20 protein-coding genes are annotated in these 23,021 nt (G+C 62.3%); 14 read left to right on the forward strand and 6 right to left on the reverse strand.

Annotated features, from left to right (window positions below):
* Positions 1-72 precede the first annotated feature (72 nt).
* On the reverse strand, positions 73-747 hold the full coding sequence (gene rpiA / locus QRN33_RS08660) for a ribose-5-phosphate isomerase RpiA (protein ID WP_007913886.1): 675 nt from the start codon (positions 745-747) through the stop codon (positions 73-75).
* A gap of 147 nt (positions 748-894) precedes the next feature.
* On the opposite strand from rpiA, the gene ilvA reads away from it, so the two are divergent.
* Together ilvA and QRN33_RS08670 are read left to right on the forward strand one after the other, a co-directional pair.
* Complete coding sequence (gene ilvA, locus QRN33_RS08665; protein ID WP_042606519.1) at positions 895-2,409, forward strand: threonine ammonia-lyase, biosynthetic; 1,515 nt, start codon at positions 895-897, stop codon at positions 2,407-2,409.
* Positions 2,410-2,450: 41 nt separating this feature from the next.
* Positions 2,451-2,864: a DUF2269 family protein gene (locus QRN33_RS08670; protein WP_281925677.1), complete on the forward strand. Its 414-nt coding sequence runs from the start codon at positions 2,451-2,453 to the stop codon at positions 2,862-2,864.
* 94 nt (positions 2,865-2,958) lie between these two features.
* On the opposite strand, the gene QRN33_RS08675 is transcribed toward QRN33_RS08670, so the two are convergent.
* Entirely contained in the window at positions 2,959-3,615 is a 657-nt protein-coding gene (locus QRN33_RS08675) for a histidinol-phosphatase (RefSeq protein ID WP_285408049.1), read from the reverse strand.
* A 143-nt stretch (positions 3,616-3,758) separates the two neighbouring features.
* On the opposite strand from QRN33_RS08675, the gene QRN33_RS08680 reads away from it, so the two are divergent.
* Both QRN33_RS08680 and ptsP read left to right on the forward strand, forming a co-directional pair.
* Positions 3,759-4,238: an RNA pyrophosphohydrolase gene (locus tag QRN33_RS08680; protein ID WP_003229203.1), complete on the forward strand. Its 480-nt coding sequence runs from the start codon at positions 3,759-3,761 to the stop codon at positions 4,236-4,238.
* Between the two features lie 22 nt (positions 4,239-4,260).
* Complete coding sequence (ptsP, locus tag QRN33_RS08685; protein ID WP_065615097.1) at positions 4,261-6,540, forward strand: phosphoenolpyruvate--protein phosphotransferase; 2,280 nt, start codon at positions 4,261-4,263, stop codon at positions 6,538-6,540.
* A gap of 230 nt (positions 6,541-6,770) precedes the next feature.
* Here ptsP and QRN33_RS08690 read toward each other — a convergent pair whose 3' ends face one another.
* Positions 6,771-7,517 (reverse strand): NRDE family protein, encoded by a 747-nt coding sequence (locus QRN33_RS08690; protein WP_042606523.1) that lies wholly within the window; start codon positions 7,515-7,517, stop codon positions 6,771-6,773.
* A gap of 130 nt (positions 7,518-7,647) precedes the next feature.
* Between QRN33_RS08690 and QRN33_RS08695 the strand changes: the two genes are divergently transcribed.
* The 3 genes from QRN33_RS08695 (at position 7,648) to QRN33_RS08705 (ending at position 10,347) form a co-directional block, all read left to right on the forward strand.
* Positions 7,648-8,430, forward strand: coding sequence for a sulfite exporter TauE/SafE family protein (locus QRN33_RS08695; protein WP_042606524.1), 783 nt, complete (start codon positions 7,648-7,650; stop codon positions 8,428-8,430).
* 79 nt (positions 8,431-8,509) lie between these two features.
* Positions 8,510-9,325 carry a prolipoprotein diacylglyceryl transferase gene (gene lgt / locus QRN33_RS08700; protein ID WP_285408053.1) on the forward strand — a complete coding sequence of 272 codons (816 nt, stop codon included), beginning with the start codon at positions 8,510-8,512 and terminating at the stop codon, positions 9,323-9,325.
* Between the two features lie 50 nt (positions 9,326-9,375).
* The gene (locus QRN33_RS08705) at positions 9,376-10,347 is read left to right on the forward strand and encodes a thymidylate synthase (protein ID WP_285408055.1); all 972 of its coding nucleotides are present in this window, start codon (positions 9,376-9,378) and stop codon (positions 10,345-10,347) included.
* Between the two features lie 119 nt (positions 10,348-10,466).
* Here QRN33_RS08705 and cadR read toward each other — a convergent pair whose 3' ends face one another.
* Positions 10,467-10,916 carry a Cd(II)/Pb(II)-responsive transcriptional regulator gene (gene cadR / locus QRN33_RS08710; protein ID WP_042606526.1) on the reverse strand — a complete coding sequence of 150 codons (450 nt, stop codon included), beginning with the start codon at positions 10,914-10,916 and terminating at the stop codon, positions 10,467-10,469.
* 84 nt (positions 10,917-11,000) lie between these two features.
* On the opposite strand from cadR, the gene QRN33_RS08715 reads away from it, so the two are divergent.
* The 7 genes from QRN33_RS08715 (at position 11,001) to QRN33_RS08745 (ending at position 20,034) form a co-directional block, all read left to right on the forward strand.
* Positions 11,001-13,256, forward strand: a complete 2,256-nt coding sequence (locus tag QRN33_RS08715; RefSeq protein ID WP_285408058.1) for a heavy metal translocating P-type ATPase — start codon at positions 11,001-11,003, stop codon at positions 13,254-13,256.
* A 15-nt stretch (positions 13,257-13,271) separates the two neighbouring features.
* Complete coding sequence (locus tag QRN33_RS08720) at positions 13,272-14,135, forward strand: LysR family transcriptional regulator (protein WP_285408147.1); 864 nt, start codon at positions 13,272-13,274, stop codon at positions 14,133-14,135.
* A 193-nt stretch (positions 14,136-14,328) separates the two neighbouring features.
* Complete coding sequence (locus QRN33_RS08725; RefSeq protein ID WP_285408060.1) at positions 14,329-15,405, forward strand: putative 2-aminoethylphosphonate ABC transporter ATP-binding protein; 1,077 nt, start codon at positions 14,329-14,331, stop codon at positions 15,403-15,405.
* On the forward strand, positions 15,405-17,129 hold the full coding sequence (locus QRN33_RS08730; protein ID WP_285408062.1) for a putative 2-aminoethylphosphonate ABC transporter permease subunit: 1,725 nt from the start codon (positions 15,405-15,407) through the stop codon (positions 17,127-17,129). Before QRN33_RS08725 ends, QRN33_RS08730 begins: the two co-directional genes overlap by 1 nt.
* 26 nt (positions 17,130-17,155) lie before the next feature.
* Positions 17,156-18,181 carry a putative 2-aminoethylphosphonate ABC transporter substrate-binding protein gene (locus QRN33_RS08735; protein ID WP_042606530.1) on the forward strand — a complete coding sequence of 342 codons (1,026 nt, stop codon included), beginning with the start codon at positions 17,156-17,158 and terminating at the stop codon, positions 18,179-18,181.
* A gap of 165 nt (positions 18,182-18,346) precedes the next feature.
* Positions 18,347-19,480: a TIGR03364 family FAD-dependent oxidoreductase gene (locus QRN33_RS08740; protein WP_285408065.1), complete on the forward strand. Its 1,134-nt coding sequence runs from the start codon at positions 18,347-18,349 to the stop codon at positions 19,478-19,480.
* Positions 19,477-20,034, forward strand: coding sequence for a phosphonate degradation HD-domain oxygenase (locus QRN33_RS08745; protein ID WP_285408067.1), 558 nt, complete (start codon positions 19,477-19,479; stop codon positions 20,032-20,034). Before QRN33_RS08740 ends, QRN33_RS08745 begins: the two co-directional genes overlap by 4 nt.
* A 162-nt stretch (positions 20,035-20,196) precedes the next feature.
* On the opposite strand, the gene QRN33_RS08750 is transcribed toward QRN33_RS08745, so the two are convergent.
* A complete protein-coding gene (locus QRN33_RS08750; protein WP_285408069.1) occupies positions 20,197-21,582 on the reverse strand; it encodes a GTPase/DUF3482 domain-containing protein in 1,386 nt (461 codons plus the stop codon).
* A complete protein-coding gene (locus QRN33_RS08755; protein WP_285408071.1) occupies positions 21,575-22,948 on the reverse strand; it encodes a DUF2868 domain-containing protein in 1,374 nt (457 codons plus the stop codon). The genes QRN33_RS08750 and QRN33_RS08755 overlap by 8 nt, the downstream gene beginning before the upstream one ends.
* Positions 22,949-23,021: the final 73 nt, after the last annotated feature.

Consider the following 23,021-nt stretch of genomic DNA (forward strand, 5'->3'; position numbering starts at 1 on the left):
TAATATCAACTGACAGACCGCTATCGCGAGCAGGCTCACTCCTACAGGGGGATTTCAGCGCCTGAAGAATATTTACTCAGCCTTCAGGGTCTTCACACCTTCACTCGTGCCCAGCAACAACAGATCCGCCGGGCGTGCGGCGAACAGGCCGTTGGTGACCACGCCGACGATGGCGTTGATCTGCGCTTCCAGCTCCACCGGGTTGGTGATCTGCAGGTTGAACACGTCGAGGATGATATTGCCGTTGTCGGTCAGCACGCCTTCGCGGTACACCGGGTCGCCGCCGAGTTTGACCAGTTGGCGGGCAACGTGGCTGCGGGCCATCGGGATCACTTCCACCGGCAGCGGGAATTCACCGAGCACCGGCACCAGTTTGCTGGCGTCGGCGATGCAGATGAAGGTCTTGGCCACGGCGGCAACGATCTTCTCGCGGGTCAGGGCCGCGCCGCCGCCCTTGATCAGGTTCAGGTGCGCATCGCTTTCATCGGCGCCGTCGACGTAGAACTCCAGATCGCTGACAGTGTTCAGCTCATACACCGGAATCCCGTGGCCCTTGAGGCGCGCGGCGGTGGCTTCGGAGCTGGCGACCGCACCATCGAACGCGCCCTTGTGCTGGGCCAGGGCATCGATGAAGCAGTTGGCGGTGGAGCCGGTGCCGACGCCGACGATGCTCTTGTCGTCGAGTTTCGGCAGGATGAAGTCGACGGCGGCCTGGGCCACGGCCTGTTTGAGTTGATCCTGGGTCATGCGGGCTCCGAAGCGGGCAAGGGGTGGGCAGAAAGGCCGGCATTATAGCCGCAAGCGTGGCTAAAACCTCTGGATTCGTGTGGTCGTGCGCCCGAAAGCCGGGTTAGACTCCTTGGCCCTGCCCAACCCGCTCAGTGATGCTTTCCGATGCTCGAACAGTACGTCAAAAAGATCCTCACCTCGCGCGTTTATGACGTTGCCGTAGAAACCCCGCTGCAGAACGCTCGCCAGCTCTCCGAGCGGCTGGGCAACGACATCTGGCTCAAGCGCGAAGACTTGCAGCCGGTGTTCTCGTTCAAGATTCGCGGCGCCTACAACAAACTGACGCAACTGAGCGATGAAGAACGCGCCCGTGGCGTGGTCACCGCCTCGGCGGGCAACCATGCGCAGGGTCTGGCCCTGGCGGCGAAAGTGCTGGGCGTCAAAGCCACCATCGTCATGCCCAAGACCACCCCGGAAATCAAAGTCGAAGGCGTGCGTTCGCGCGGCGGCAAAGTGGTGCTGCACGGCGATTCGTTCCCGGAAGCACTGGCCTATTCGCTGAAACTGGTCGATGAAAAAGGCTACGTCTACATCCATCCGTACGACGATCCGCACACCATTGCCGGGCAGGGCACCGTGGCCATGGAAATTCTCCGTCAGCACCCGCAGCCGCTGGACGCGATTTTCGTCCCGGTCGGCGGCGGCGGGCTGATCGCCGGTATCGCGGCGTACGTGAAATACCTGCGGCCCGACATCAAGGTGATTGGCGTAGAGCCGGACGACTCCAATTGTCTGCAGGCCGCGATGGCAGCGGGCGAGCGCGTCGTCCTGCCGACCGTGGGGATCTTCGCCGACGGTGTGGCGGTGGCACAGATCGGCCAGCATACCTTTGAGATCTGCAAGGATTACGTCGATGAAGTGATCACTGTCAGCACCGACGAGATCTGCGCGGCAATCAAGGATATCTACGACGATACCCGTTCGATCACCGAACCTGCCGGCGCGCTGGGCGTGGCCGGGATCAAGAAATACGTCGAGCAGCGCGGCGTCAGCGGTCAGACATTCGTCGCCATCGACTCTGGCGCCAACGTCAACTTCGACCGCTTGCGCCACGTTGCCGAGCGCGCCGAGCTGGGCGAAGGTCGCGAGGCGATCATCGCCGTGACCATTCCCGAGCAGGCCGGCAGCTTCAAGGCGTTCTGTGAAGCCATCGGCAAGCGCCAGATCACCGAGTTCAATTACCGCTACAACACCGGCAGCGAAGCGCACATCTTCGTCGGCGTGCAGACCCACCCGGACAACGACCCGCGCAGCGCCTTGCTGGCGAGCCTGACCGAGCAGGGTTTCCCGGTTATCGACCTGACCGACAATGAACTGGCCAAGCTGCACATCCGCCACATGGTCGGTGGCCGCGCCGCGCAGGTGGTCGATGAAGTGGTGCTGCGCTTCGAATTCCCGGAACGGCCGGGCGCGCTGTTCAACTTCCTCAACAAGCTCGGCGGGCGCTGGAACATCTCGATGTTCCACTACCGCAACCACGGCGCGGCGGACGGCCGTGTGGTCGCCGGCCTGCAAGTGCCCCATGACGAGCGTCATCTGGTGCCCGCGGCGCTGGCGGAAATCGGCTACCCGTACTGGGACGAAAGCGACAATCCGGCCTATCAGCTGTTTCTCGGCTGAACGGCTACGCTGATGGGCATGGACCTACGGAAGAGAACGACATGGAAACCCTGACCACCCTGAAAGTCCTTCACGTCGCAGCGACCGTGGTCATCCTCGCGAGTGGGCTGGGGCTGGCCTTCCTGACCTGGCGCAATCGCAGCGAAGGCCCGGCCAGCACGATGCGCCGTCCGGGGCTGTTCATCTGGTGCCTGATGCTGATCGGCATGCTCAGCATGCCGTTCACCGGCTGGTGGCTGGTGCACCTGATTGGCTGGCCCTTGGGACAATTGTGGATTCTGGGATCGAGCGTGATCTATGCCGTGGCCACGTTCAGTGCGGTCTGGCTGCTGGTTCGGCTGGATCGGCTCTGGACAACCGGGCGGGGTAACCGCACATTCAATCTGGCGCTGGCGATTGTCAGCGGCGTCGGGTTTGTCGCCATAGCGGCGTTGATGGGGGCCAAGCCGGTTTAAGGTTTGCGACCGAGTTGCGGCCATTCGCGAGCAGGCTCACTCCTACAGGGAACGCATTCCAAATGTAGGAGCGAGCCTGCTCGCGATAGCAATATCAACCGCGCAACGAAATCACCGGCCAGCCGCGTTTTTCGGCTTCAGCACGCAAATTCGGATCCGGATCCACCGCCACCGGATTCGCCACCTGCTCCAGCAATGGCAGATCATTCATCGAGTCGCTATAGAAATAGCTGCCCTCCAGCGAATAACCAGTCTCCTCCAGCCACCGATTCAGGCGCGTGACCTTGCCTTCACGGAAGCATGGGATATCGGTGCTGCGCCCGCTGTAGCGGCCATCAACCATCTCGCATTCGGTGGCGATCAGGGTTTCCACGCCCAGACGCACGGCGATCGGCGCCGTGACGAAACGGTTGGTGGCGGTGATGATCACCAGTTTGTCGCCGGCATCGCGGTGCTTTTTCAGCAGATCCAGAGCCTTGGGCAGGACGATCGGCTCGATGCAGTCGCGCATGTAATCGCTGTGCCAGGCGTCGAGCACAGTCATTTCCGTGCGGCCAAGAATCTCCAGGCAGAAGTTCAGGTACGCGGCGTTGTCCAGCTTGCCGGCCAGGTAATCCTGATAGAACTCGTCGTTGCGCGCCTTGTAGGCGATCGGGTCGAGGAAGCCGCGCTCGCACAGATAATCGCCCCAGGCGTGATCGCTGTCGCCGCCCAGAAGGGTATTGTCCAAATCGAATAGAGCCAGGCGCATTGCAGTTACCCGCTGAAAAGTCAGTAAAAAGGCGACAAGAATACGGTCTTTTCACAAGAGTGCACATAAGGTAGGAACCTTCGTTGCCGCCTGATCAAGCTTTGTGGAACAATGCGGCGACATGCGTTTGCGAGGTTGTTGCCGTGATCGACCCCGATGGTTTCCGCCCCAATGTCGGGATCATTCTGACGAATGACGCCGGCCAGGTGCTATGGGCTCGCCGTATCAATCAGGACGCCTGGCAGTTTCCGCAAGGGGGGATCAACCCCGAGGAGACGCCGGAAGACGCCTTGTACCGCGAGCTGAACGAAGAAGTTGGCCTGGAACGTGAAGATGTTGAAATACTGGCCTGTACCCGAGGCTGGTTGCGCTATCGTTTGCCGCAACGCCTGGTGCGTACCCACAGCCAACCGCTGTGCATCGGCCAGAAACAGAAATGGTTCCTCCTGCGCCTGATCTCCAACGAGCAGCGGGTGCGGATGGATCTGACCGGTAAACCGGAGTTCGATGGCTGGCGCTGGGTCAGCTATTGGTATCCGTTGGGCCAGGTGGTGACATTCAAGCGCGAGGTGTATCGACGCGCTCTCAAAGAGCTTGCCCCGCGCCTTTTAGCGCGCGACTGACGACGGAGTTCGACCCCGAGCCATGCTCAATACGCTGCGCAAGATCGTCCAGGAAGTTAACTCCGCCAAGGATCTCAAGGCGGCGTTGGGGATTATTGTGTTGCGCGTCAAAGAGGCCATGGGCAGCCAGGTCTGCTCGGTCTACCTGCTTGACCCGGAAACCAATCGCTTCGTCCTGATGGCCACCGAGGGCTTGAACAAGCGCTCGATCGGCAAGGTCAGCATGGCCCCCAACGAGGGTCTGGTCGGTCTGGTCGGCACGCGTGAAGAACCCCTGAACCTCGAAAACGCCTCGGTTCACCCGCGCTATCGCTACTTCGCCGAGACCGGTGAAGAGCGTTATGCCTCGTTCCTCGGCGCACCGATCATTCACCACCGCCGCGTCGTCGGCGTGTTGGTCATCCAGCAGAAAGAGCGCCGCCAATTCGACGAAGGTGAAGAAGCCTTCCTCGTGACCATGAGCGCGCAGCTCGCCGGCGTTATCGCCCATGCCGAGGCCACCGGTTCGATCCGTGGCCTGGGCCGTCAGGGCAAGGGCATTCAGGAAGCCAAGTTCGTCGGCGTGCCGGGCTCACCGGGTGCTGCTGTCGGTACCGCAGTGGTCATGCTGCCGCCGGCCGACCTGGACGTGGTGCCGGACAAGACCATCACCGACATCAACGCTGAGCTGGCGCTGTTCAAGACCGCCATCGAAGGCGTGCGCGCCGACATGCGCGCGTTGTCCGCCAAACTGGCGACCCAGCTGCGCCCGGAAGAGCGCGCGCTGTTCGACGTCTACCTGATGATGCTCGACGATGCCTCGCTGGGCAGCGAAATCACCACCGTGATCAAGACCGGCCAATGGGCCCAGGGCGCGCTGCGTCAGGTGGTCACGGAACACGTCAACCGCTTCGAATTGATGGACGACGCTTACCTGCGTGAGCGTGCGTCGGACGTCAAAGACCTCGGTCGCCGTCTGCTCGCCTATCTGCAGGAAGAGCGCCAGCAGAACCTGGTCTACCCGGAAAAAACCATCCTGGTCAGCGAAGAACTGACGCCGGCGATGCTCGGCGAGGTGCCGGAAGGCACGCTGGTCGGCCTGGTGTCGGTACTCGGTTCGGGTAACTCACACGTTGCGATTCTGGCCCGGGCCATGGGCATTCCGACCGTCATGGGTCTGGTCGACCTGCCGTACGCCAAGGTCGACGGCATCGAAATGATCGTCGACGGCACCCGAGGCGAGGTCTACACCAACCCCAGCGAAGTGCTGCGCAAGCAGTTCGCCGAAGTCGTCGAAGAAGAGAAACAACTGGCGCTGGGCCTCGACACCCTGCGCGACCTGCCGTGCGTGACCCTCGATGGTCACCGCATGCCGCTGTGGGTCAACACCGGCCTGCTCGCCGATGTGGCGCGGGCGCAGAAGCGCGGCGCCGAGGGAGTCGGTCTGTACCGCACCGAAGTGCCGTTCATGATCAACCAGCGCTTCCCGAGCGAGAAGGAACAGCTGGCGATCTACCGCGAACAGCTCGCCGCGTTCCACCCGCAACCGGTGACCATGCGCAGCCTCGACATCGGCGGTGACAAGTCGCTGTCGTACTTCCCGATCAAGGAAGACAACCCGTTCCTCGGCTGGCGCGGTATTCGCGTCACCCTTGACCACCCGGAAATCTTCCTGGTGCAGACCCGCGCGATGCTCAAGGCCAGCGAAGGCCTGAACAACCTGCGGATTCTGCTGCCGATGATCTCCGGCACCCATGAACTCGAAGAAGCCCTGCACCTGATCCACCGTGCCTGGGGCGAGGTGCGCGACGAAGGCACCGACGTGCCGATGCCGCCGATCGGCGTGATGATCGAAATCCCGGCAGCGGTGTACCAGACCAAGGAACTGGCGCGGATGGTCGACTTCCTCTCGGTCGGCTCCAACGATTTGACCCAGTATCTGCTGGCGGTCGATCGCAACAACCCGCGCGTCGCCGACCTCTACGACTACCTGCACCCGGCAGTGCTGCAAGCGCTGCAAACCGTGGTCACCGATGCGCACGCCGAGGGCAAACCGGTGAGCATCTGCGGCGAGATGGCCGGTGATCCGGCGGCAGCAGTGCTGTTGATGGCGATGGGCTTCGACAGCCTGTCGATGAACGCCACCAACCTGCCGAAGGTGAAGTGGATGTTGCGCCAGGTGAACCTGAGCAAGGCACAGGAGATGCTGGCGGAGCTGATGAAGATCGATAACCCGCAAGTTATCCATAGCTCGCTGCAGTTGGCGCTGAAGAATCTTGGGTTGGCCAAGATGAATTCGCCGGTTGTGAACAAATCTCTCTAAGATCAAAAGCCCCTCACCCTAGCCCTCTCCCGGAGGGAGAGGGGACTGATCGGGGGATGCTGCAGAACTCCGTCGACCTGAAAGAGCTTTGCTGAATCCATAATCGACTCGACCTGTAAGTGCTTTGCTGAATCCATAATCGACTCGATCTTTCAGGTCGATGTATACCGCAAAGACACCTCGGTCGGCCCCCTCTCCCTCCGGGAGAGGGCTGGGGTGAGGGGCTGCTGTTAGACACAAACCTCAACTTCCCCTAGATGACCGCCATACGGCCCAAAACTGCGCTCCACCATTCGCCGCGTCCCGTCCGCCTGCACAACCAACGCCGTACTCGCCCGCGTGCCGTAACTCTGGCTGGCAATAAACACGCTCGACAACAATGACTCCGTCGCCATGCCCACCCCGGTATCCGGCAACTCGGCCTCTGGTGCGGGCTGCGCATCGCTCAACAAGGCCAGCAATCGTTCAGGCTGCGGATCGTCCAGCACTGCGCTCAACGTCGCCCTGGCCTTGAGCAGTTTTGGCCACGGCGTGTCCAGCCCGGCATTGGATAACCCATAAACCCCGGGCTGGAGCATCACCGGCTCCGACGCCCGTGCATTGAAATGCCAAAGCTCATGGGTATTGCCCAGCAGCAGGTTGAACCCGGCGTACTCCGCCGCACGGTCCACTACATCGCTCAAATAATCATCAATCGAAAGATCACCCGTGAGAAAGCGTGCCACCAGCTCGCCCCGGGATTTGGTCGCGGGCGGCTGCTGCGGGTCGCGAATATTGGTCAGTGCAGCGAAGCGTCCGTTGGCGCCGATCCCCAGCCAGGTGCCGCCGGCCTCAAGATCGCGCCCGGCATGCACCTGCGGCGCCTCCGGCCACGGCGCCAATGGCAGGCTGGGGCGGGCGTAGAACTCGTCGCGGTTGGCCGCGACGATCAGCGGCTGGGCATGGCCCGGGCGCCAGGCGAAAACAATCAGGCACATAAGGTGGTCCTTGTGTGTTTTTTGCCCACTCTACGCATCCGGCGTCCGTGCATCCATCGCCAGTGGAGCAGAAGGCTGCGCATCCGTTACCATGCCGGTCCTGTTTTGCCGACGCGTGCTGGAGACGGTCATGGAATTTCTGCTCTACCTGGCGCTCGGCGCCTGCGCGGGCGTGCTCGCCGGGCTGTTTGGCGTCGGCGGCGGGATCATCATCGTCCCGGTGCTGGTGTTCAGCTTTACCCTGCAAGGCTTCGATCAGTCGATTCTCACGCATCTGGCGGTGGGTACGTCGCTGGCGACGATCATCTTCACCTCGATCAACGCCGTGCGTGAACATCACCGCCGTGGCGCGGTACGTTGGGCGATTTTCCGCTGGATGACCGTGGGCATTCTGCTCGGTGCCGGTTTCGGTGCGCTGACCGCGGAAGCGATCTCGGGGCCGAACCTGCAAAAGATCATCGGCGTGTTTGCTCTGGTGATCGCCGTGCAATTGGCGCTGGACGTCAAACCCAAGGCCAGCCGAACGGTGCCGGGCAAGCTCGGTCTGACTGCGGCCGGTACGGTGATTGGCTGGGCCTCGGCGATTTTTGGTATTGGCGGCGGCTCGCTGACGGTGCCGTTTCTGACCTGGCGCAGCGTGCCGATGCAGCAGGCCGTGGCGACCTCGTCGGCCTGTGGCCTGCCGATCGCTTTGGCGAGCGCGTCAAGTTTCATGATTCTGGGGTGGCACGATCCGTTGCTGCCGGCCCATAGTCTCGGTTTTGTATATTTGCCGGCATTGTTGGGCATCGCCCTGACCAGCATGGTATTCGCCCGGCTCGGCGCGCGTCTGGCGCACAGGTTGTCGCCGCGCTTGCTGAAAAGGCTGTTCGCCGCTTTGCTGTTCTGCGTGGGTTTGAGCTTTCTGCTCTGACCGCGTGGCAATCCTGGCTTAATCCTGAGGTGGCAGCGTCACCCGGGAATTTCGCTTTCAACTCTAACAAGGAGTCGCAATGCTGCCTTACCCGCAGATCGACCCGGTGGCCCTGGCCATCGGTCCGCTGAAAATCCACTGGTACGGTCTGATGTACCTGATCGGCATCGGCGGCGCGTGGCTGTTGGCGTCGCGCCGGCTCGACCGCTTCGACCCGACCTGGACCAAGGAGAAGCTCTCCGATCTGGTGTTCTGGTTATCGATGGGCGTGATCGTCGGCGGCCGTCTGGGTTACGTGCTGTTCTACGACCTGAGCGCATACCTGGCCAATCCGACGCTGATTTTCGAAGTGTGGAAGGGCGGCATGTCGTTCCACGGCGGATTCATCGGCGTGATGCTCGCGGCCCTGTGGTTCGGCAAGCGCAATGGCAAGTCGTTCTTCCAGTTGATGGACTTCGTCGCGCCGATGGTGCCGATCGGTCTGGGCGCCGGGCGCATCGGCAACTTCATCAACGCCGAGCTGTGGGGCAAGGCAACCGACGTGCCATGGGCCATGGTGTTCCCGCCGTTCAGCGATCCGGCGCAGTTGCCGCGCCATCCATCGCAGCTGTATCAGTTCGCCCTCGAAGGCGTGGCGCTGTTCCTGATCCTGTGGATTTTCTCGCGCAAACCGCGCCCGACCATGGCGGTCTCGGGCATGTTCGCGCTGTTCTATGGCATCTTCCGTTTCATCGTCGAGTTCGTCCGCGTACCGGATGCACAGTTGGGCTATCTGGCGTGGAACTGGCTGACCATGGGCCAGGTGCTCTGCGTGCCGATGATTGTCGGCGGGCTGTTGCTGATCTGGCTGGCCTATCGTCGCGCCCCGGCAGCGCCGCTCGCGCCGACGGCTTAAACTACGAACCCCGGCGCGCGACGCCGGGGCTCAAAGGACACAGGTAACTCATGAAGCAATATCTCGAACTGGTCTCGCACGTCATCCAGAACGGCAGCAAACAGGCCAACCGCACCGGCATCAACACCATCAGTTTTCCGGGGGCGATGCTGCGTTTCGATCTGCAGGAAGGTTTTCCGGCGATCACCACGCGCAAAATGGCCTTCAAATCGGCCATCGGCGAGATGTGCGGTTTTCTGCGTGGCGTGAACAACGCCGCTGAATTCCGCGCGCTGGGCTGCAAGGTCTGGGACCAGAACGCCAACGAAAACGCGCAGTGGCTGGCCAACCCGTTCCGTCAGGGCGACGACGACCTCGGCGAAATCTACGGGGTGCAATGGCGCAAATGGCCGGCGTACAAGCAGATCCCGCTGAGCAACACCGCCGCCATCGAGCAAACCTTGAGCAACGGCTACAAGCAGATCGCTCAGGGCGAAGAAGACGGCCAGGCTTACGTCGTGCTGTACAAGGCGATCGATCAGGTGCGCCAGTGCGTCGACACGATCATCAAGGATCCGGGCAGCCGGCGCATCCTGTTCCACGGCTGGAACGTCGCTCAGCTGGATGAAATGGCCCTGCCGCCGTGCCACCTGCTGTATCAGTTCCACCCGAATGTCGAGACCAGGGAAATTTCTCTGACCCTCTACATCCGCTCCAACGATCTGGGTCTGGGCACGCCGTTCAACCTCACCGAAGGCGCGGCGCTGCTGAGCCTGATCGGTCGCCTGACCGGCTACACGCCGCGCTGGTTCACCTATTTCATTGGTGATGCGCACGTCTACGAGAACCACCTGGACATGCTCAACGAACAGCTCAAGCGCGAGCCGTTTGCCATGCCCAAGCTGAAGATCTCCGATCGTGTGCCGGAGTTTGCCAAGACTGGTGTCTATCAGCCGGAATGGCTGGAGCTGGTCGAGCCGAGCGACTTCTCGCTGGAAGGTTACGAGCACCATCCGCCAATGACCGCGCCGATGGCGGTCTAAACCACAACGCAGGACCCCTCTGTAGGAGCTGCCGAAGGCTGCGATCTTTTGATCTTGCTGTTTATAAGATCAAAAGATCGCAGCCTGCGGCAGCTCCCACATTTGCTTTTGTGGTGTGCTCAATGGCCGTGGCTACGGCCTACGTGGGAATGCTCAACCTCCGTTGCAACAACCCCGCCACTCACTTCCAGCCGCTGCAAGATCCCGCATTGATCCGCCTCCGGGCCTTCGCCACAGCGTTGGCGCAGGTCGAGCAGTTGTGCCTGCAAGGCCAGCAATCCGTCAATCCGCGCCTTCACATGCTGGATGTGTTCGTCGATCAGCGCATTGACGCTTTCGCACTGATCCTGCGGGCTGTCGCGCAGCGCGAGCAGGCTGCGGATTTCTTCGAGAGTCATGTCGAGGGTGCGGCAGTTGCGGATGAACGTCAGGCGCTCGGCGTGGGCCTGGGTGTAGACACGGTAATTGCCGTCGCTGCGCGCCGGTTCCGGGAGGAGGTTTTCGCGCTCGTAGTAGCGGATGGTTTCCACGGCGCAGTCGGTGAGTTTCGCCAGTTCGCCGATCTTCATGACGGCCATCTCCAAATGGGTGCTTGACCCTATAGTGGCTACAGGGTCTTTACTTGGCAACAGGCACCTTCATGGACGCGACCAATGAGCGATTCCCTGCACACCCACAAGCCCGGCGACGGCCACGATCACAGTCATAAATTGCAGCCCGTGCACAAACATGACCACGGTGGCGATTCCTGCTGCGGGTCGAAAGCCGCAGCGCCTGCGTTGGTGCAACTGAGCGAAAAGACCAGCGCCGATGCGCGCCTGAGCAGTTTCCGCATCGAGGCGATGGATTGCCCGACCGAGCAGACGCTGATCCAGAACAAGCTGGGCAAACTGGCCGGCGTGCAGCAGCTGCAATTCAACCTGATCAACCGCGTACTTGGCGTGACCCACAATCTGCCGGGCACCGAGCCCATTACCGAAGCGATCAAATCCCTCGGCATGCACGCCGAGCCGCTGGAGGCGGGCGTCGACGCACAGGCCCCGGCACCCGTGAAAAAACACTGGTGGCCGCTGGCGCTGTCCGGCCTCACCGCACTGGGCGCCGAAGTCATTCACTTCACCAGCGCCGCACCCGATTGGGTGGTGGCGATCGTTGCGCTGGTGTCGATTCTCAGTGGCGGCCTCGGCACCTACAAAAAGGGCTGGATCGCCCTGAAGAACCTCAACCTCAACATCAATGCGCTGATGAGCATCGCCGTAACCGGTGCCATCCTCATCGGCCAGTGGCCGGAAGCGGCGATGGTGATGTTCCTCTTCACCGTCGCCGAGCTGATTGAAGCACGCTCGCTGGATCGCGCGCGCAACGCGATCAGCGGCTTGATGCAGATGACCCCTGAGCAAGCCACGGTATTGCAGGCCGACGGCAATTGGCTCGAACAAGAGGTAAAAAGCGTCGAACTCGGCGCCCGCGTGCGGGTAAAACCGGGCGAACGCATCGCGTTGGACGGCGCGGTGGTCAGCGGCAGCTCGACCATAGATCAGGCGCCGATCACCGGGGAAAGCCTGCCCGTGGAGAAAACCGTCGGTGACAAAGTCTTCGCTGGCACCATCAATCAGGCCGGTTCGTTGGAATATACGGTCACCGCTGCGGCTAACAACTCGACACTCGCGCGGATCATCCACGCCGTCGAACAGGCGCAAGGTGCACGGGCGCCGACCCAGCGTTTCGTTGATCAATTCTCGAAAATCTACACCCCGGCGGTGTTCGTCTTCGCTTTGGCCGTGGCGGTGATTCCGCCGCTGTTCATGGGTGCGGCGTGGTTCGACTGGATCTACCGCGCGCTGGTGCTGCTGGTGGTGGCCTGCCCGTGTGCACTGGTGATTTCCACCCCGGTGACCATCGTCAGCGGCCTCGCAGCGGCGGCGCGCAAAGGCATTCTGGTCAAGGGCGGCGTGTATCTGGAGGGCGGCTTCAAGCTCGATTATCTGGCGCTGGATAAAACCGGCACGATCACCCATGGCAAACCGGTGCAGACCGATTACTTGTGCCTGGAGGCAACCGCCGAGCAAACTGCACCCGCCATCGCCGCAGCGTTGGCCGGGCGCTCCGATCACCCGGTATCGCTGGCCATTGCCAACGCTGCTGTGGATAAAGATTCCGCGGCGCCCGCTGTGGATAACTTCGAAGCGCTGGGTGGGCGTGGCGTTAAAGGCGATATCGATGGCCAGACCTATCACCTGGGCAACCATCGTCTGGTCGAGGAACTCGGTCTGTGCTCGCCGCAATTGGAGGAAAAACTCTTCGCGCTGGAGAAACAGGGCAAATCCGTGGTGCTGCTGCTCGACAGTTCTGGCCCGCTGGCGTTGTTTGCCGTGGCCGACACGGTCAAGGAAAGCAGCCGCGAAGCGATTCGTCAGTTGCATGAACTCGGGGTGAAAACCCTGATGCTCACTGGCGACAACGTCCACACCGCCCAGGCGATTGCTGCACAAGTCGGCATCGATGAAGCCAGAGGCGACTTGCTGCCGACGGACAAACTGCAGGCCATCGAAGACCTGTACAAGCAGGGCCATCGCGTCGGCATGGTCGGCGACGGCATCAATGACGCGCCGGCACTGGCCCGCGCCGAGATCGGTTTCGCCATGGCTGCCGCAGGCACCGACACGGCGATCGAAACTGCCGATGTCGCCCTGATGGACGACGATCTGCGCAAGATCCCCGCGTTCATCAACCTGTCGCGCAATACCGCGAGCATCCTGAAACAGAACATTGCCTTGGCGCTGGTGATCAAGGCGATCTTTCTTGCGGTAACCTTCGCCGGGCTTGCCACCATGTGGATGGCGGTGTTCGCCGATATGGGCGTGAGCCTGCTGGTGGTATTCAACGGGTTGCGCCTGTTGCGTAAATAACGATGAGGAATGGTTGTGCTTAGTGCTGAGCTGAAAGCGTTCTACATGGTCGCCCGCCTAGGCAGCATCACGCTGGCGGCGAAAAAACTCGGCCTCAGCCAACCGACCGTGACCACGCAGATCCGTAACCTGGAAAGTCAGTATTCGGTGGAGCTGTTTTATCGCGGCGGTCGACGCCTGAGTGTCAGCGATGAAGGCGCGCGCTTGCTGCCGATGGTAAAGACGCTGTTGCAGCAAGAAGCGGACATCGAGTTCTTTTTGCGTAACAGCGGCCAAGTGCAGGGCACGTTGCGCATTGCCGCTACCGCGCCGTATTACATCCTCGATCTGGTGAAAACCTTCCGCGAGCGTTTGCCACAGGTGGAAGTGTCGGTGGAAATCGGCAATTCGCAGCAAGTGCTGGAAGCGCTGGAGGATTACCGCGTGGATGTCGCGGCGTCGTCACAGTTGCTCGAGGATGCGCGATTGATTCGCCGGGTGCTCGGCACCGATCCGTTGGTGCTGGCGGTGCATCGCAATCATCCGTTGGCGGCGCAAGCGCATGTGACGTTGAGTGCACTGGCCGGACATACGCTGTTGATGCGGGAGTCGGGTTCAACCACGCGGCGCTTGACCGAAGAGTTGCTCGCCAGCGCCGGGGTCAGCTTCGGGCCGCTGCTGGAGATCGGCAGTCGCGAGTCGATTCGTGAAGCCGTGCTGCGCAATATCGGCATCAGCATCATTGCGCGTCAGGAAGTGCCGCATGATCCGCAGTTGCGCGTGCTGACCATCGAGAATGCACCGCAGATTCCGGAATATCTGTATTGCCTCAAGGAAAGGAAGGGCGCGCGGTTGCCGGCGGCTTTTTTGGGACTCGCACAGGAAATGTCCCCGGCCTGAAGATCAAAAGATCGCAGCCTTCGGCAGCTCCTACAGGTGGACGCATTCCAATGTAGGAGCTGCCGAAGGCTGCGATCTTTTGACTTCCAACCAAAATCCCCGAATACCACTATCAGCCATTTTGGCCTCGCTGCCACATGACGGATGCATTACAACTCTAGGATTGGCCCCATCTGCTTGATGAGGTCTGTCCATGAATCCTGCCATCGCAACTGCCCTGACCAACCCCGGTGCGCCGATGAAAGTGCGCGGCGTGCACAAGCGTTTCGGCGCGTTCACTGCGCTGGATAACGTTTCCCTCGACGTCGCCGCCGGTGAACTGGTGTGTCTGCTCGGCCCGTCGGGCTGTGGCAAGACCACGCTGCTGCGCTGCATCGCCGGGCTGGAGAAGCAGGACAGCGGCGAGCTGTATCTGGGTGGGCGCGACGTCTCGCACCTCGCCCCGCAAGCTCGCGACTACGGCATTCTGTTCCAGTCCTACGCACTGTTCCCCAATCTGACCGTCGAGGCGAACATTGCCTACGGCCTCGCCGGCAGCGGGCGCGATGTAGTGCGCCGTCGCGTCGGTCAGATGCTGGAACTGGTCGGCCTCACCGGCAGTGAGAAAAAGTACCCCGGCCAATTGTCCGGCGGTCAGCAACAGCGAGTAGCGCTGGCTCGTGCCCTGGCGCCGGCGCCGTCGCTGCTGTTGCTCGATGAACCGATGTCGGCCCTCGACGCTCGGGTTCGCGAGCATCTGTGCACCGAGCTGCGCCAGTTGCAACGCAACCTCGGCATTACCACCCTGATGGTTACGCACAATCAGGACGAGGCGATGTTGATGGCCGACCGCATCGCGGTGATGAACAACGGCCGCGTCGAGCAGTACGCCACCCCGCAGGAAATCTACGACCGCCCGGCCACGCCGTTCGTGGCCGAGTTTGTCGGCCAGGGCAACTGGTTGCCGTTCCAGCGCAGCAGCGACAGCCACGCCCGGGTTGGCGGAATGAATGTGCGTCTGGCCGACGGCAGCGTCAGCGGAGCCTCGGGTCGGCTGTTCTGCCGCCCGGAGGCGATCAATGTCAATCCGCTGGTGCATGAAGAAAACCTGTTCCCGGCCAAGGTTCGCGAGATCACTTTCCTCGGCAACCGCTGCCGTATGAGCTTCGAACTCGACCAATTGCCGGGCCACGCACTGCTCGCCGAACTCGCGCCGGAAGCCATGCCGCGCCTCGGCGCCCAGCAAATCATGGTCGCCTTGCCGCCGCGCAGCCTGCAGGTGTTTGCCTGATGAACAGCAACCTCGCGCTGCCGCTACCGCACAAGCAGGTGCGACAGTCCTCGAAAGCCGAGATCGGTGATCGCCTGTTCGTGGTCGGCGGGAAAATCCTCCTGCTGGTGCTGCTCGGCCTCGCGGTGCTGCTGCCCTTGCTGGCGATCTTCTGGCGCGGTTTCAGCAATGACGCCGGGCAGGGCGGTGGCTGGCTCGCGGCTAAGGAGTTGGTGACCAGCGCCAATTTCCACTGGCTGCTCGGCAACAGCCTGAAAGTTTCCCTCAGCGTCGCCGCCATTGTCGTACCGCTGGCCTACCTGTTTGCCTATGCGCTGCAACGCACGCTGATTCCGGCGAAGGGCATCTGGCGCGGGATTTCGTTATTGCCGCTGATGGCGCCGTCGATGTTGCCGGGAATTGCGCTGGTCTATCTGTTCGGTAACCAGGGCATGCTGCGTGGGCTGCTCTCGGACAATATTTATGGATTCTGGGGGATTGTGCTGGGTGAGGTGATTTATACCTTCCCCCATGCGCTGATGATTCTGCTCTCGGCATTGTCGCTGGCCGATGCGCGTCTGTTCGATGCTGCGTCGAGCATGGGCGCCAGTCCGGCCAAGGCGTTTCGCAGCATCACCTGGCCGGCGACCCGGCAGGCGGTGTTTGCGGCGTTCTGTCTGGTGTTCACCCTGACCATCACCGATTTCGGTGTGCCGGTGGTGGTCGGTGGCGACTATCAAGTGCTGGCGCTGGAGGCCTACAAAGCCGTGGTCGGTCAGCAGCAATTTGGTCGCGGCGCGTTGATCGGCATGGTGCTGTTGCTGCCGGCGCTGTTCAGTTTCGGCGTCGATGCCTGGCTGCGTCGCCGCCAAGGCGACTCGATGAGCGGCCGTGCGCAGGTGTTCAAACCGCTGCCATCGAAATGGCGCGACGGCTGCTATCTGGCGATTGTTTTGCTGATCTGCGCCGCGCTGCTGCTGGTGTTCGGCATGGCAGTGTTTTCGTCGCTGGTGAAGTTCTGGCCATACAACCTGTCGCTGTCGCTCAACCACTATCAGTTCAACGAGACCGCCGGCGGTGGCTGGCTCGCCTACAGCAACAGCTTGACGATGGCGTTGGGCACGGCGCTGATCGGCAGCGTGCTGATCTTCACCGGCGCTTATCTGATGGAGAAAACCCGCACCCAGCGCGGCCTCAACCTGACCTTGCGCCTGCTCAGTTTCGTGCCGATGGCCGTGCCTGGGCTGGTGCTTGGCCTGGGTTATGTCTTCTTCTTCAACCTCAGCGGCAATCCGCTGCACGTGCTCTACGGGACGATGACGCTGCTGATCGTCTGCACCATTGCGCACTATCTGACCACCGCACAAATGACCGCGACCACCGCGCTGCGCCAGCTCGACGCCGAGTTCGAAGCGGCGGCGCTGTCGCTCAAGGCGCCGCTGTACCGGCATTACCTGCGCGTGACCGTGCCGATCTGCCTGCCGGCGCTGCTGGACATCGTGCGCTACCTGTTCGTCTCGGCGATGACCACGGTTTCCGCTGCGATCTTCCTCTACAGCCCTGACACGATCCTCGCGGCGGTCGCTGTGCTGAACATGGACGACGCCGGCAACGTCGGCGGCGCGGCGGCGATGTCGACCCTGATTCTGTTCACCTCGGCGGGCGTGTCCTTGCTGCTGGCGTGGGCTTCGCGCGGCCTGTTGCGCCGTTCCCAGGCCTGGCGGCAAACCGCCCCCGGTCACTGATTCAACTCACCTACAGGAAAACGCTCATGTTCAAGCCTATGGCCCTGGCCGCTGCTGTGCTCGCGACTTTCAGCCTGAATGCCTTCGCGGCGAAAACCGAGTTGACGGTGTACACCGCCCTCGAAGCCGAACAGTTGAAGTCCTACAAGGAAGCCTTCGAAAAGGCCAACCCGGACGTCGAGATCAAATGGGTGCGCGATTCCACCGGGATCATCACCGCCAAACTGCTCGCCGAAAAAGCCCGGCCGCAGGCGGATGCGGTGTGGGGCCTGGCGGCGTCGAGCCTGGCGATCCTCGATCAGCAAGGCATGCTGCAAAGCTATGCGCCGAAGGATCTCGGCAAGATTGGCGCGAACTACCGCGACGCCGCCAACCCGCCGGCCTGGGTCGGCATGGACGTGTGGGCGGCGACCATTTGCTTCAACACCGTCGAAGCCGAAAAGCAGGGGCTGAGCAAACCCGTGAGCTGGCAGGACCTGACCAAGCCTGAATACAAGGGCAAGATCGTCATGCCCAATCCGGCGTCGTCCGGCACCGGTTTCCTCGACGTCAGCGCCTGGCTGCAAACCTTCGGCGAAAAGCAGGGCTGGGCCTACATGGATGGCTTGCACCAGAACATCGGCCAGTACGTTCACTCCGGTTCCAAGCCTTGCAAACTGGCAGCGGCGGGGGAGTTTCCGATCGGGATTTCCTTTGAATACCCTGCCGTGCAGCTGAAACGCCAGGGCGCGCCGCTGGACATCATCCTGCCGAAGGAGGGCCTGGGCTGGGAGATCGAGGCGACAGCGGTGATCAAAGGCACCCCGCATGAAGAAGCGGCGAAGAAACTCGCCGACTTTTCCGCCAGCGCCGAGGCGATGGACTTGTACAAAGAGAACTTCGCTGTTCTTGCACAGCCGGGGATTGCCAAGCCGCAGACCGAATTGCCAGCCGATTATGAGCAGCGCCTGATCAAGAACGACTTTGCCTGGGCCTCGAAGAATCGCGACGAGATCCTGGCTGAATGGCGCAAGCGGTATGACGGCAAATCCGAGAAGGTTGTCGCGAAATAACTGACCCACACATCCTGTGGCGAGGGAGCTTGCTCCCGCTGGAGCGCGAAGCGGTGCCAAATTCTGCAAATGAGTAGTGTCAGGCACTCCACATCTGCGGAAGTTGCGACTGCTGCGCAGCCGAGCGGGAGCAAGCTCCCTCGCCACAAAAGCGGGATTGACTCTATGACACAACCCAAAGACCTGCTCATCGTCGGCGCCGGCATCCTCGGCCTGTCCCACGCTTACGCCGCTGCCAAACGCAGTCTCAAGGTCGCGGTATTCGAACGCACCGCTACGCCCCTCGGCGCTTCGGTGCGCAACTTCGGTCAGGCACTGGTCACCGGTCAGCCGCCCGGCACCATGCTCGCACTGGCCAAGGCCAGCCGAGAAATCTGGGGCGACTGGGCGCAACTCGCCGGACTGCAGATCAAGCGCAACGGCTCCTATCTGTTCGCCCGCAGCGAAGCCGAAGAACACCTGCTCGAAGCGTTCTGCGCCGGACGCGCGATCGAGCACGGCTACAACGTCGAACTGCTTCGCGCAACCGCGTTGCGTGATGTGTACGGCGGCCAGTTCAGCCATCACCGCGCCGCACTGCACGGCATTGACGATCAACAGCTGTACTCGCGCGAAGCCATCCCGGCACTGATCGACTACCTGCGCCGCGACCTCGGCGTCGAGTTTCACTTTTCCACCCTGGTGCGCGACGTCGAGCCGGGACATCTGCACAGCACCGCCGGCAGTTTTGCCGCGAAGCAGATCATCGTCTGCTCTGGCCATGATTATCAGACTCTGCTCGCCGAGCCGATTGCCGCGCTTGAGCCGCAAGTCTGCCGCTTGCAAATGCTCCGGGCCAAACCGCAGATCGATTTCAATCTGCAACACGCCGTGCTCACCGGTCTGAGCTGCGTGCACTACGGCGCCTTCGCCGATTTGCCGGAAGCCGCGGCGGTGCAGGCACAGATCCTCCGTGAACAACCGCACCTGCACGCCAACGGCATTCACCTGCTGATCAGCCCGACACCCTATGGCGAACTGATCATTGGCGATTCACATCACTACGGCAGCGACGCTTCACCGTTCAATGCCGAGCAGATTGACGACTGGATGCTGGAACTCGCCGAGCAGACCCTGGGCTGCCGGGTGCAAGTGGTCGAACGCTGGCAGGGCGTCTATGGCGCTCGCGGCCCCGGCCCGTTCTCGTTCCTGCGCCCGGCGCCGGGTTTGAGCGTGGCGCTGATGCACACCGGCGTCGGCATGAGCGTCGGCCCGGCGCTGGCCGAGCGCAACATTGCGCAGTTGCTGGAGGAGGCATGAATCACCAGCAGGTGGTGGCGCGGGTGTTTGGTCTGTATGAACGCTTCGGTGCCAGCGATTACATCGGCGAGCCGGTGTCGCAGCTCGAGCACATGTCCCAGGCCGCCGAGTTGGCGATGGCCGAGGGCTGTGATGATGAAGTGGTGCTCGCGGCGTTTTTCCATGACATCGGCCATCTATGTGCCGAAGGCGCGGACAACATGGGCGGTTATGGCGTGGTCAGCCATGAACGGCTCGGTGCGGATTATCTTCGTGAGGCGGGTTTCAGCGAGCGGCTGGCGCGGCTGGTGGAGTATCACGTGCAGGCCAAGCGTTATCTGACGTTGCGTGAGCCGGGGTATTACGCGCAGTTGAGTGAGGCGAGTCGGCGCACGCTGGAATATCAGGGCGGGGTGATGAGCGCGGCTGAGGCAGATGCGTTTGCGGCTGATCCGTTGTGTGCGCTGAGTCTGCGTATACGGCGCTGGGATGAGTTGGCGAAGGAGGTTGCAGTGCCGCTGGTGGATCTGAGTGTGTTAAAGCGCAAGGCTGAGAAATTGTTGTCGGCTGAGTGATTGCAGCCCTCACCCCAGCCCTCTCCCGGAGGGAGAGGGAGCTGATCTCCATGCTTTTCAAACCTGAGTTCGACTGGATATCTCAGGTCGGTGTATGACCCAAGAGCAACACAGTCTGCCCCCTCTCCCTCCGGGAGAGGGCTGGGGTGAGGGGGGAGCGATCTAAAGCTCAAGCACCCGATCAACCAACGCCTCAATCTGCTCCTGCCTTTCCCCCTGATTCAACTTCGCATGCGGGTTCAACGATGACCACTGCGGATGCGCCCGGGCCTTGCTCAAGGCTTCGGGCAGCTTGCCCTCGCGCCAGGTCTTATCCACAGGCGTGGCCACCTGGATGCTGTCCATCGCCGCATGCCCGCGCTGATCCAGCGCCAACACCAATTGCCGCTGACGCAACGCCAACAAGCGCAGCACGGCGTCATCCACCGTCAATTCCCGCTGGCCTTTGAGCCTGCCGAGCAGGCGACTGCCATAACTGCGCGCGGTTTGCAGCGCGCCACCGGCAATCGCCCCGGCCAGTGCTGCTGCGCCGAGGGTAATGCCGCCGACCAACAAATCCACGCCAGCCCCGGCCGCTGCACCGGCAGCAATGCCGCCGCCGACGCGCACGCCGAGCTGCTTCAGGGTTTCCGGGTTGAACAGGTCATCACCCCAGCGCCCGTCGAGCAACGGCAAGTCACTGGCCGCCGCGTCCTGCGGGCGAAACGCGTAGAGCTTGAGCAGCGCCTCAACGCACTTCTGCTCGCGCTGGCGCACGGCTTTGCGCAATTCGCTGACCGCCTGCTGTTCCTGTTCAGGCTCGCTGACCACACTGCGCCGGCACGCCGCGCAATCGATCAGCAATTCGGCAATCAAGCGCGCGGCACTGTGTTGACGGGCTCGGCGCTGGGCCTGTTGATCGGCGATCAACCGCTCCAGTTGCGGCCGTGCATTTTCCAGCAGCAGGGCGAGGCTTTCATACAGTCGGCGTTCACCATCCTCGGGCGGTGCGACGCTGTCGAACCGTACCAGCGCGTGCAGTCCCAGCCGCGCCAGTGCTTCGCGCCAATCAGGCTCGCGATGGTTGGCGCTGCTGACGAAATTCAGCACCGGCAGCAGCGGTTTGCCGCAACTGGCGAGCACTTCCAGCTCGTCGCGATATTTCGCCAGCACCGGTTCGCGGGCATCGATCACATACAGACCGGCGTCCGAGGCGAGCAATTGCCGCAGCACCTTGGCTTCCTGTTCAAAACGCTGGCGCGCCTCGCTGCCGTCGAGAAACCGCGCCAGCCGCGCCGGGCCGTCGAGGCGTTCGCCGGGACGTTCCAGACGTTCGAGAAAATCCAGCAGGGCGATGGCATCTTCCAGCCCTGGCGTATCGTACAGATCGAGCAACGGCTCGCCGTCCACCGACAAGCGCGCGCCTTCGACGTGCCGGGTGGTGCTCGGCCGGTGCGAGACTTCGCCGAAGCCGACATCGCGGGTCAGTGTGCGCAGCAGCGAGGTCTTGCCGACGTTGGTGTGGCCGACCACCGCGAGTTTCAACGGGGCTTTGCGTGCATCAGTCATGTCCGCTCTCCAGCCAGTTCATCGGCGCGCAATCGGCGAACGGCAGTTCCAGCTGTTGCAGCGCAGCGTGCCAGTCGCCCAGACGTTGGCCATCCAGCGCTTCGCCGGGCGGCGCTTGCAGCAGCCAGATGCGGGTGGCGCCGGCATTGCGTGCCAGTTCGGCGATCAGCGCGAGGCTGCCGCGATCCGGCGAGCGTCGCGGATCGCAGGCGATCGCCAGCCGCGCCGGTGGGAAGCGACTGAGTTGCTCGAGCAGTTTGTGCCGCGATTCGCGACTGTCGAGGATGCCCGCGTTGCTGACGTTTTTCGGCAGCGCGGGTGGCCATGGGCGCTGTTCGTCCAACTCGATCGCTACCAGCAGCGCGCCTTCGCTGGCGAGTTCGCCGACGTTGCTTTCGACGCGATGCAGCTGCGCCGGCTCCGGGTCGTTGACGCCGAGGCGCTCGCTGGTCGGCATCAGCCGTTCGCGCAAATGCGCGTAGCCGGGCAGGTTCAAATCCAGGCGCAGCGCGGCTTTGCCGCTGTTCCAGCGCCAAAAACAGAACAGCGCGAGCAGCAGGCGTGGCAGCACGCCGTAGACCACCAGCACGCCGACCAGCCAGGTCGCCCAGGCCTGCCGGGCGCTTTCAATATCGAGGGCGCCATCGCCGCTGGCGCGAATCATCTCCTGCCTGGGCACGTTGAAGCCCAGCAGCGACGGCAGATAGCCGAGGGCGTGGGTGACGTGGATAAAGGTGTCGGCGCCGAGGAGGGTGGTTTCCCAGACAAAGCCGTAACGCCGGGTGGCCATCAGCGTCAGCAGCAAAATCAGCGCGCTGAGCATCGCCAGCAGCCACAAGCCATTGACCAGCGCGCCGAGTGCCCAGCGATTGAGTTTCTTGCGTTGCAGCAGCAACAGCAGGGCGGGCGCCAGTTGCGCGGCTTTGGCGTCGCGAGCGAATTTTTCACTCAGCCACAGCCACAAGCGCCCAAGGCTGGCGCCGTGTTCGCCAGCGAAGATCAACCCCAGCGCCCAGCTCAACAGCAGAAGCAGATTGATCCCGAGCAGACTGCCCAGCGCCCAGAACACATTCACTGGCGTCTGCCCAAGCGCGGCGAAAGCCAGACCGGCGCCGCTGAGCACGGCAAAAATCATCAACAACACCAGCGCCAGCCGCGCGCCTTGCAGCCAATGCTTGAGGGCGGCAGTCAGTCCGTCACGCTCGGCCAGCCATAACGCCCGGCACTGAATGCGGCTCGGCAGATCGCCACCAGCGGCGCGGGCCAGACGATTGGCTTCCAGATCATCCAGCGGCCCCGCGTGTTCTTCGCGCAGGCGGATGGTTTCGGTGAGCCAGAGGTTTTGCAGTGGAGTCAGTTCAGTCACGCGGCGTCCCGTCGCTAAATCGAGCGCTGAGCATAACCGCTGTGGCGCTTATCGGGGTAAGCGCGGCTCTGGT

The organism is Pseudomonas sp. FR229a (assembly GCF_030209115.1).
GTDB classification, from domain to species: Bacteria; Pseudomonadota; Gammaproteobacteria; order Pseudomonadales; family Pseudomonadaceae; genus Aquipseudomonas; species Aquipseudomonas moraviensis_A.

Bases quoted from the DNA above. Each gene is read 5' to 3' on its own strand.
- rpiA (WP_007913886.1), bottom strand. From the start codon at position 747: ATGACCCAGGATCAACTCAAACAGGCCGTGGCCCAGGCCGCCGTCGAC.
- ilvA (WP_042606519.1), top strand. From the start codon at position 895: ATGCTCGAACAGTACGTCAAAAAGATCCTCACCTCGCGCGTTTATGAC.
- QRN33_RS08670 (WP_281925677.1), top strand. From the start codon at position 2,451: ATGGAAACCCTGACCACCCTGAAAGTCCTTCACGTCGCAGCGACCGTG.
- QRN33_RS08675 (WP_285408049.1), bottom strand. From the start codon at position 3,615: ATGCGCCTGGCTCTATTCGATTTGGACAATACCCTTCTGGGCGGCGAC.
- ptsP (WP_065615097.1), top strand. From the start codon at position 4,261: ATGCTCAATACGCTGCGCAAGATCGTCCAGGAAGTTAACTCCGCCAAG.
- QRN33_RS08690 (WP_042606523.1), bottom strand. From the start codon at position 7,517: ATGTGCCTGATTGTTTTCGCCTGGCGCCCGGGCCATGCCCAGCCGCTG.
- QRN33_RS08695 (WP_042606524.1), top strand. From the start codon at position 7,648: ATGGAATTTCTGCTCTACCTGGCGCTCGGCGCCTGCGCGGGCGTGCTC.
- lgt (WP_285408053.1), top strand. From the start codon at position 8,510: ATGCTGCCTTACCCGCAGATCGACCCGGTGGCCCTGGCCATCGGTCCG.
- QRN33_RS08705 (WP_285408055.1), top strand. From the start codon at position 9,376: ATGAAGCAATATCTCGAACTGGTCTCGCACGTCATCCAGAACGGCAGC.
- cadR (WP_042606526.1), bottom strand. From the start codon at position 10,916: ATGAAGATCGGCGAACTGGCGAAACTCACCGACTGCGCCGTGGAAACC.
- QRN33_RS08715 (WP_285408058.1), top strand. From the start codon at position 11,001: ATGAGCGATTCCCTGCACACCCACAAGCCCGGCGACGGCCACGATCAC.
- QRN33_RS08725 (WP_285408060.1), top strand. From the start codon at position 14,329: ATGAATCCTGCCATCGCAACTGCCCTGACCAACCCCGGTGCGCCGATG.
- QRN33_RS08730 (WP_285408062.1), top strand. From the start codon at position 15,405: ATGAACAGCAACCTCGCGCTGCCGCTACCGCACAAGCAGGTGCGACAG.
- QRN33_RS08735 (WP_042606530.1), top strand. From the start codon at position 17,156: ATGTTCAAGCCTATGGCCCTGGCCGCTGCTGTGCTCGCGACTTTCAGC.
- QRN33_RS08740 (WP_285408065.1), top strand. From the start codon at position 18,347: ATGACACAACCCAAAGACCTGCTCATCGTCGGCGCCGGCATCCTCGGC.
- QRN33_RS08745 (WP_285408067.1), top strand. From the start codon at position 19,477: ATGAATCACCAGCAGGTGGTGGCGCGGGTGTTTGGTCTGTATGAACGC.
- QRN33_RS08750 (WP_285408069.1), bottom strand. From the start codon at position 21,582: ATGACTGATGCACGCAAAGCCCCGTTGAAACTCGCGGTGGTCGGCCAC.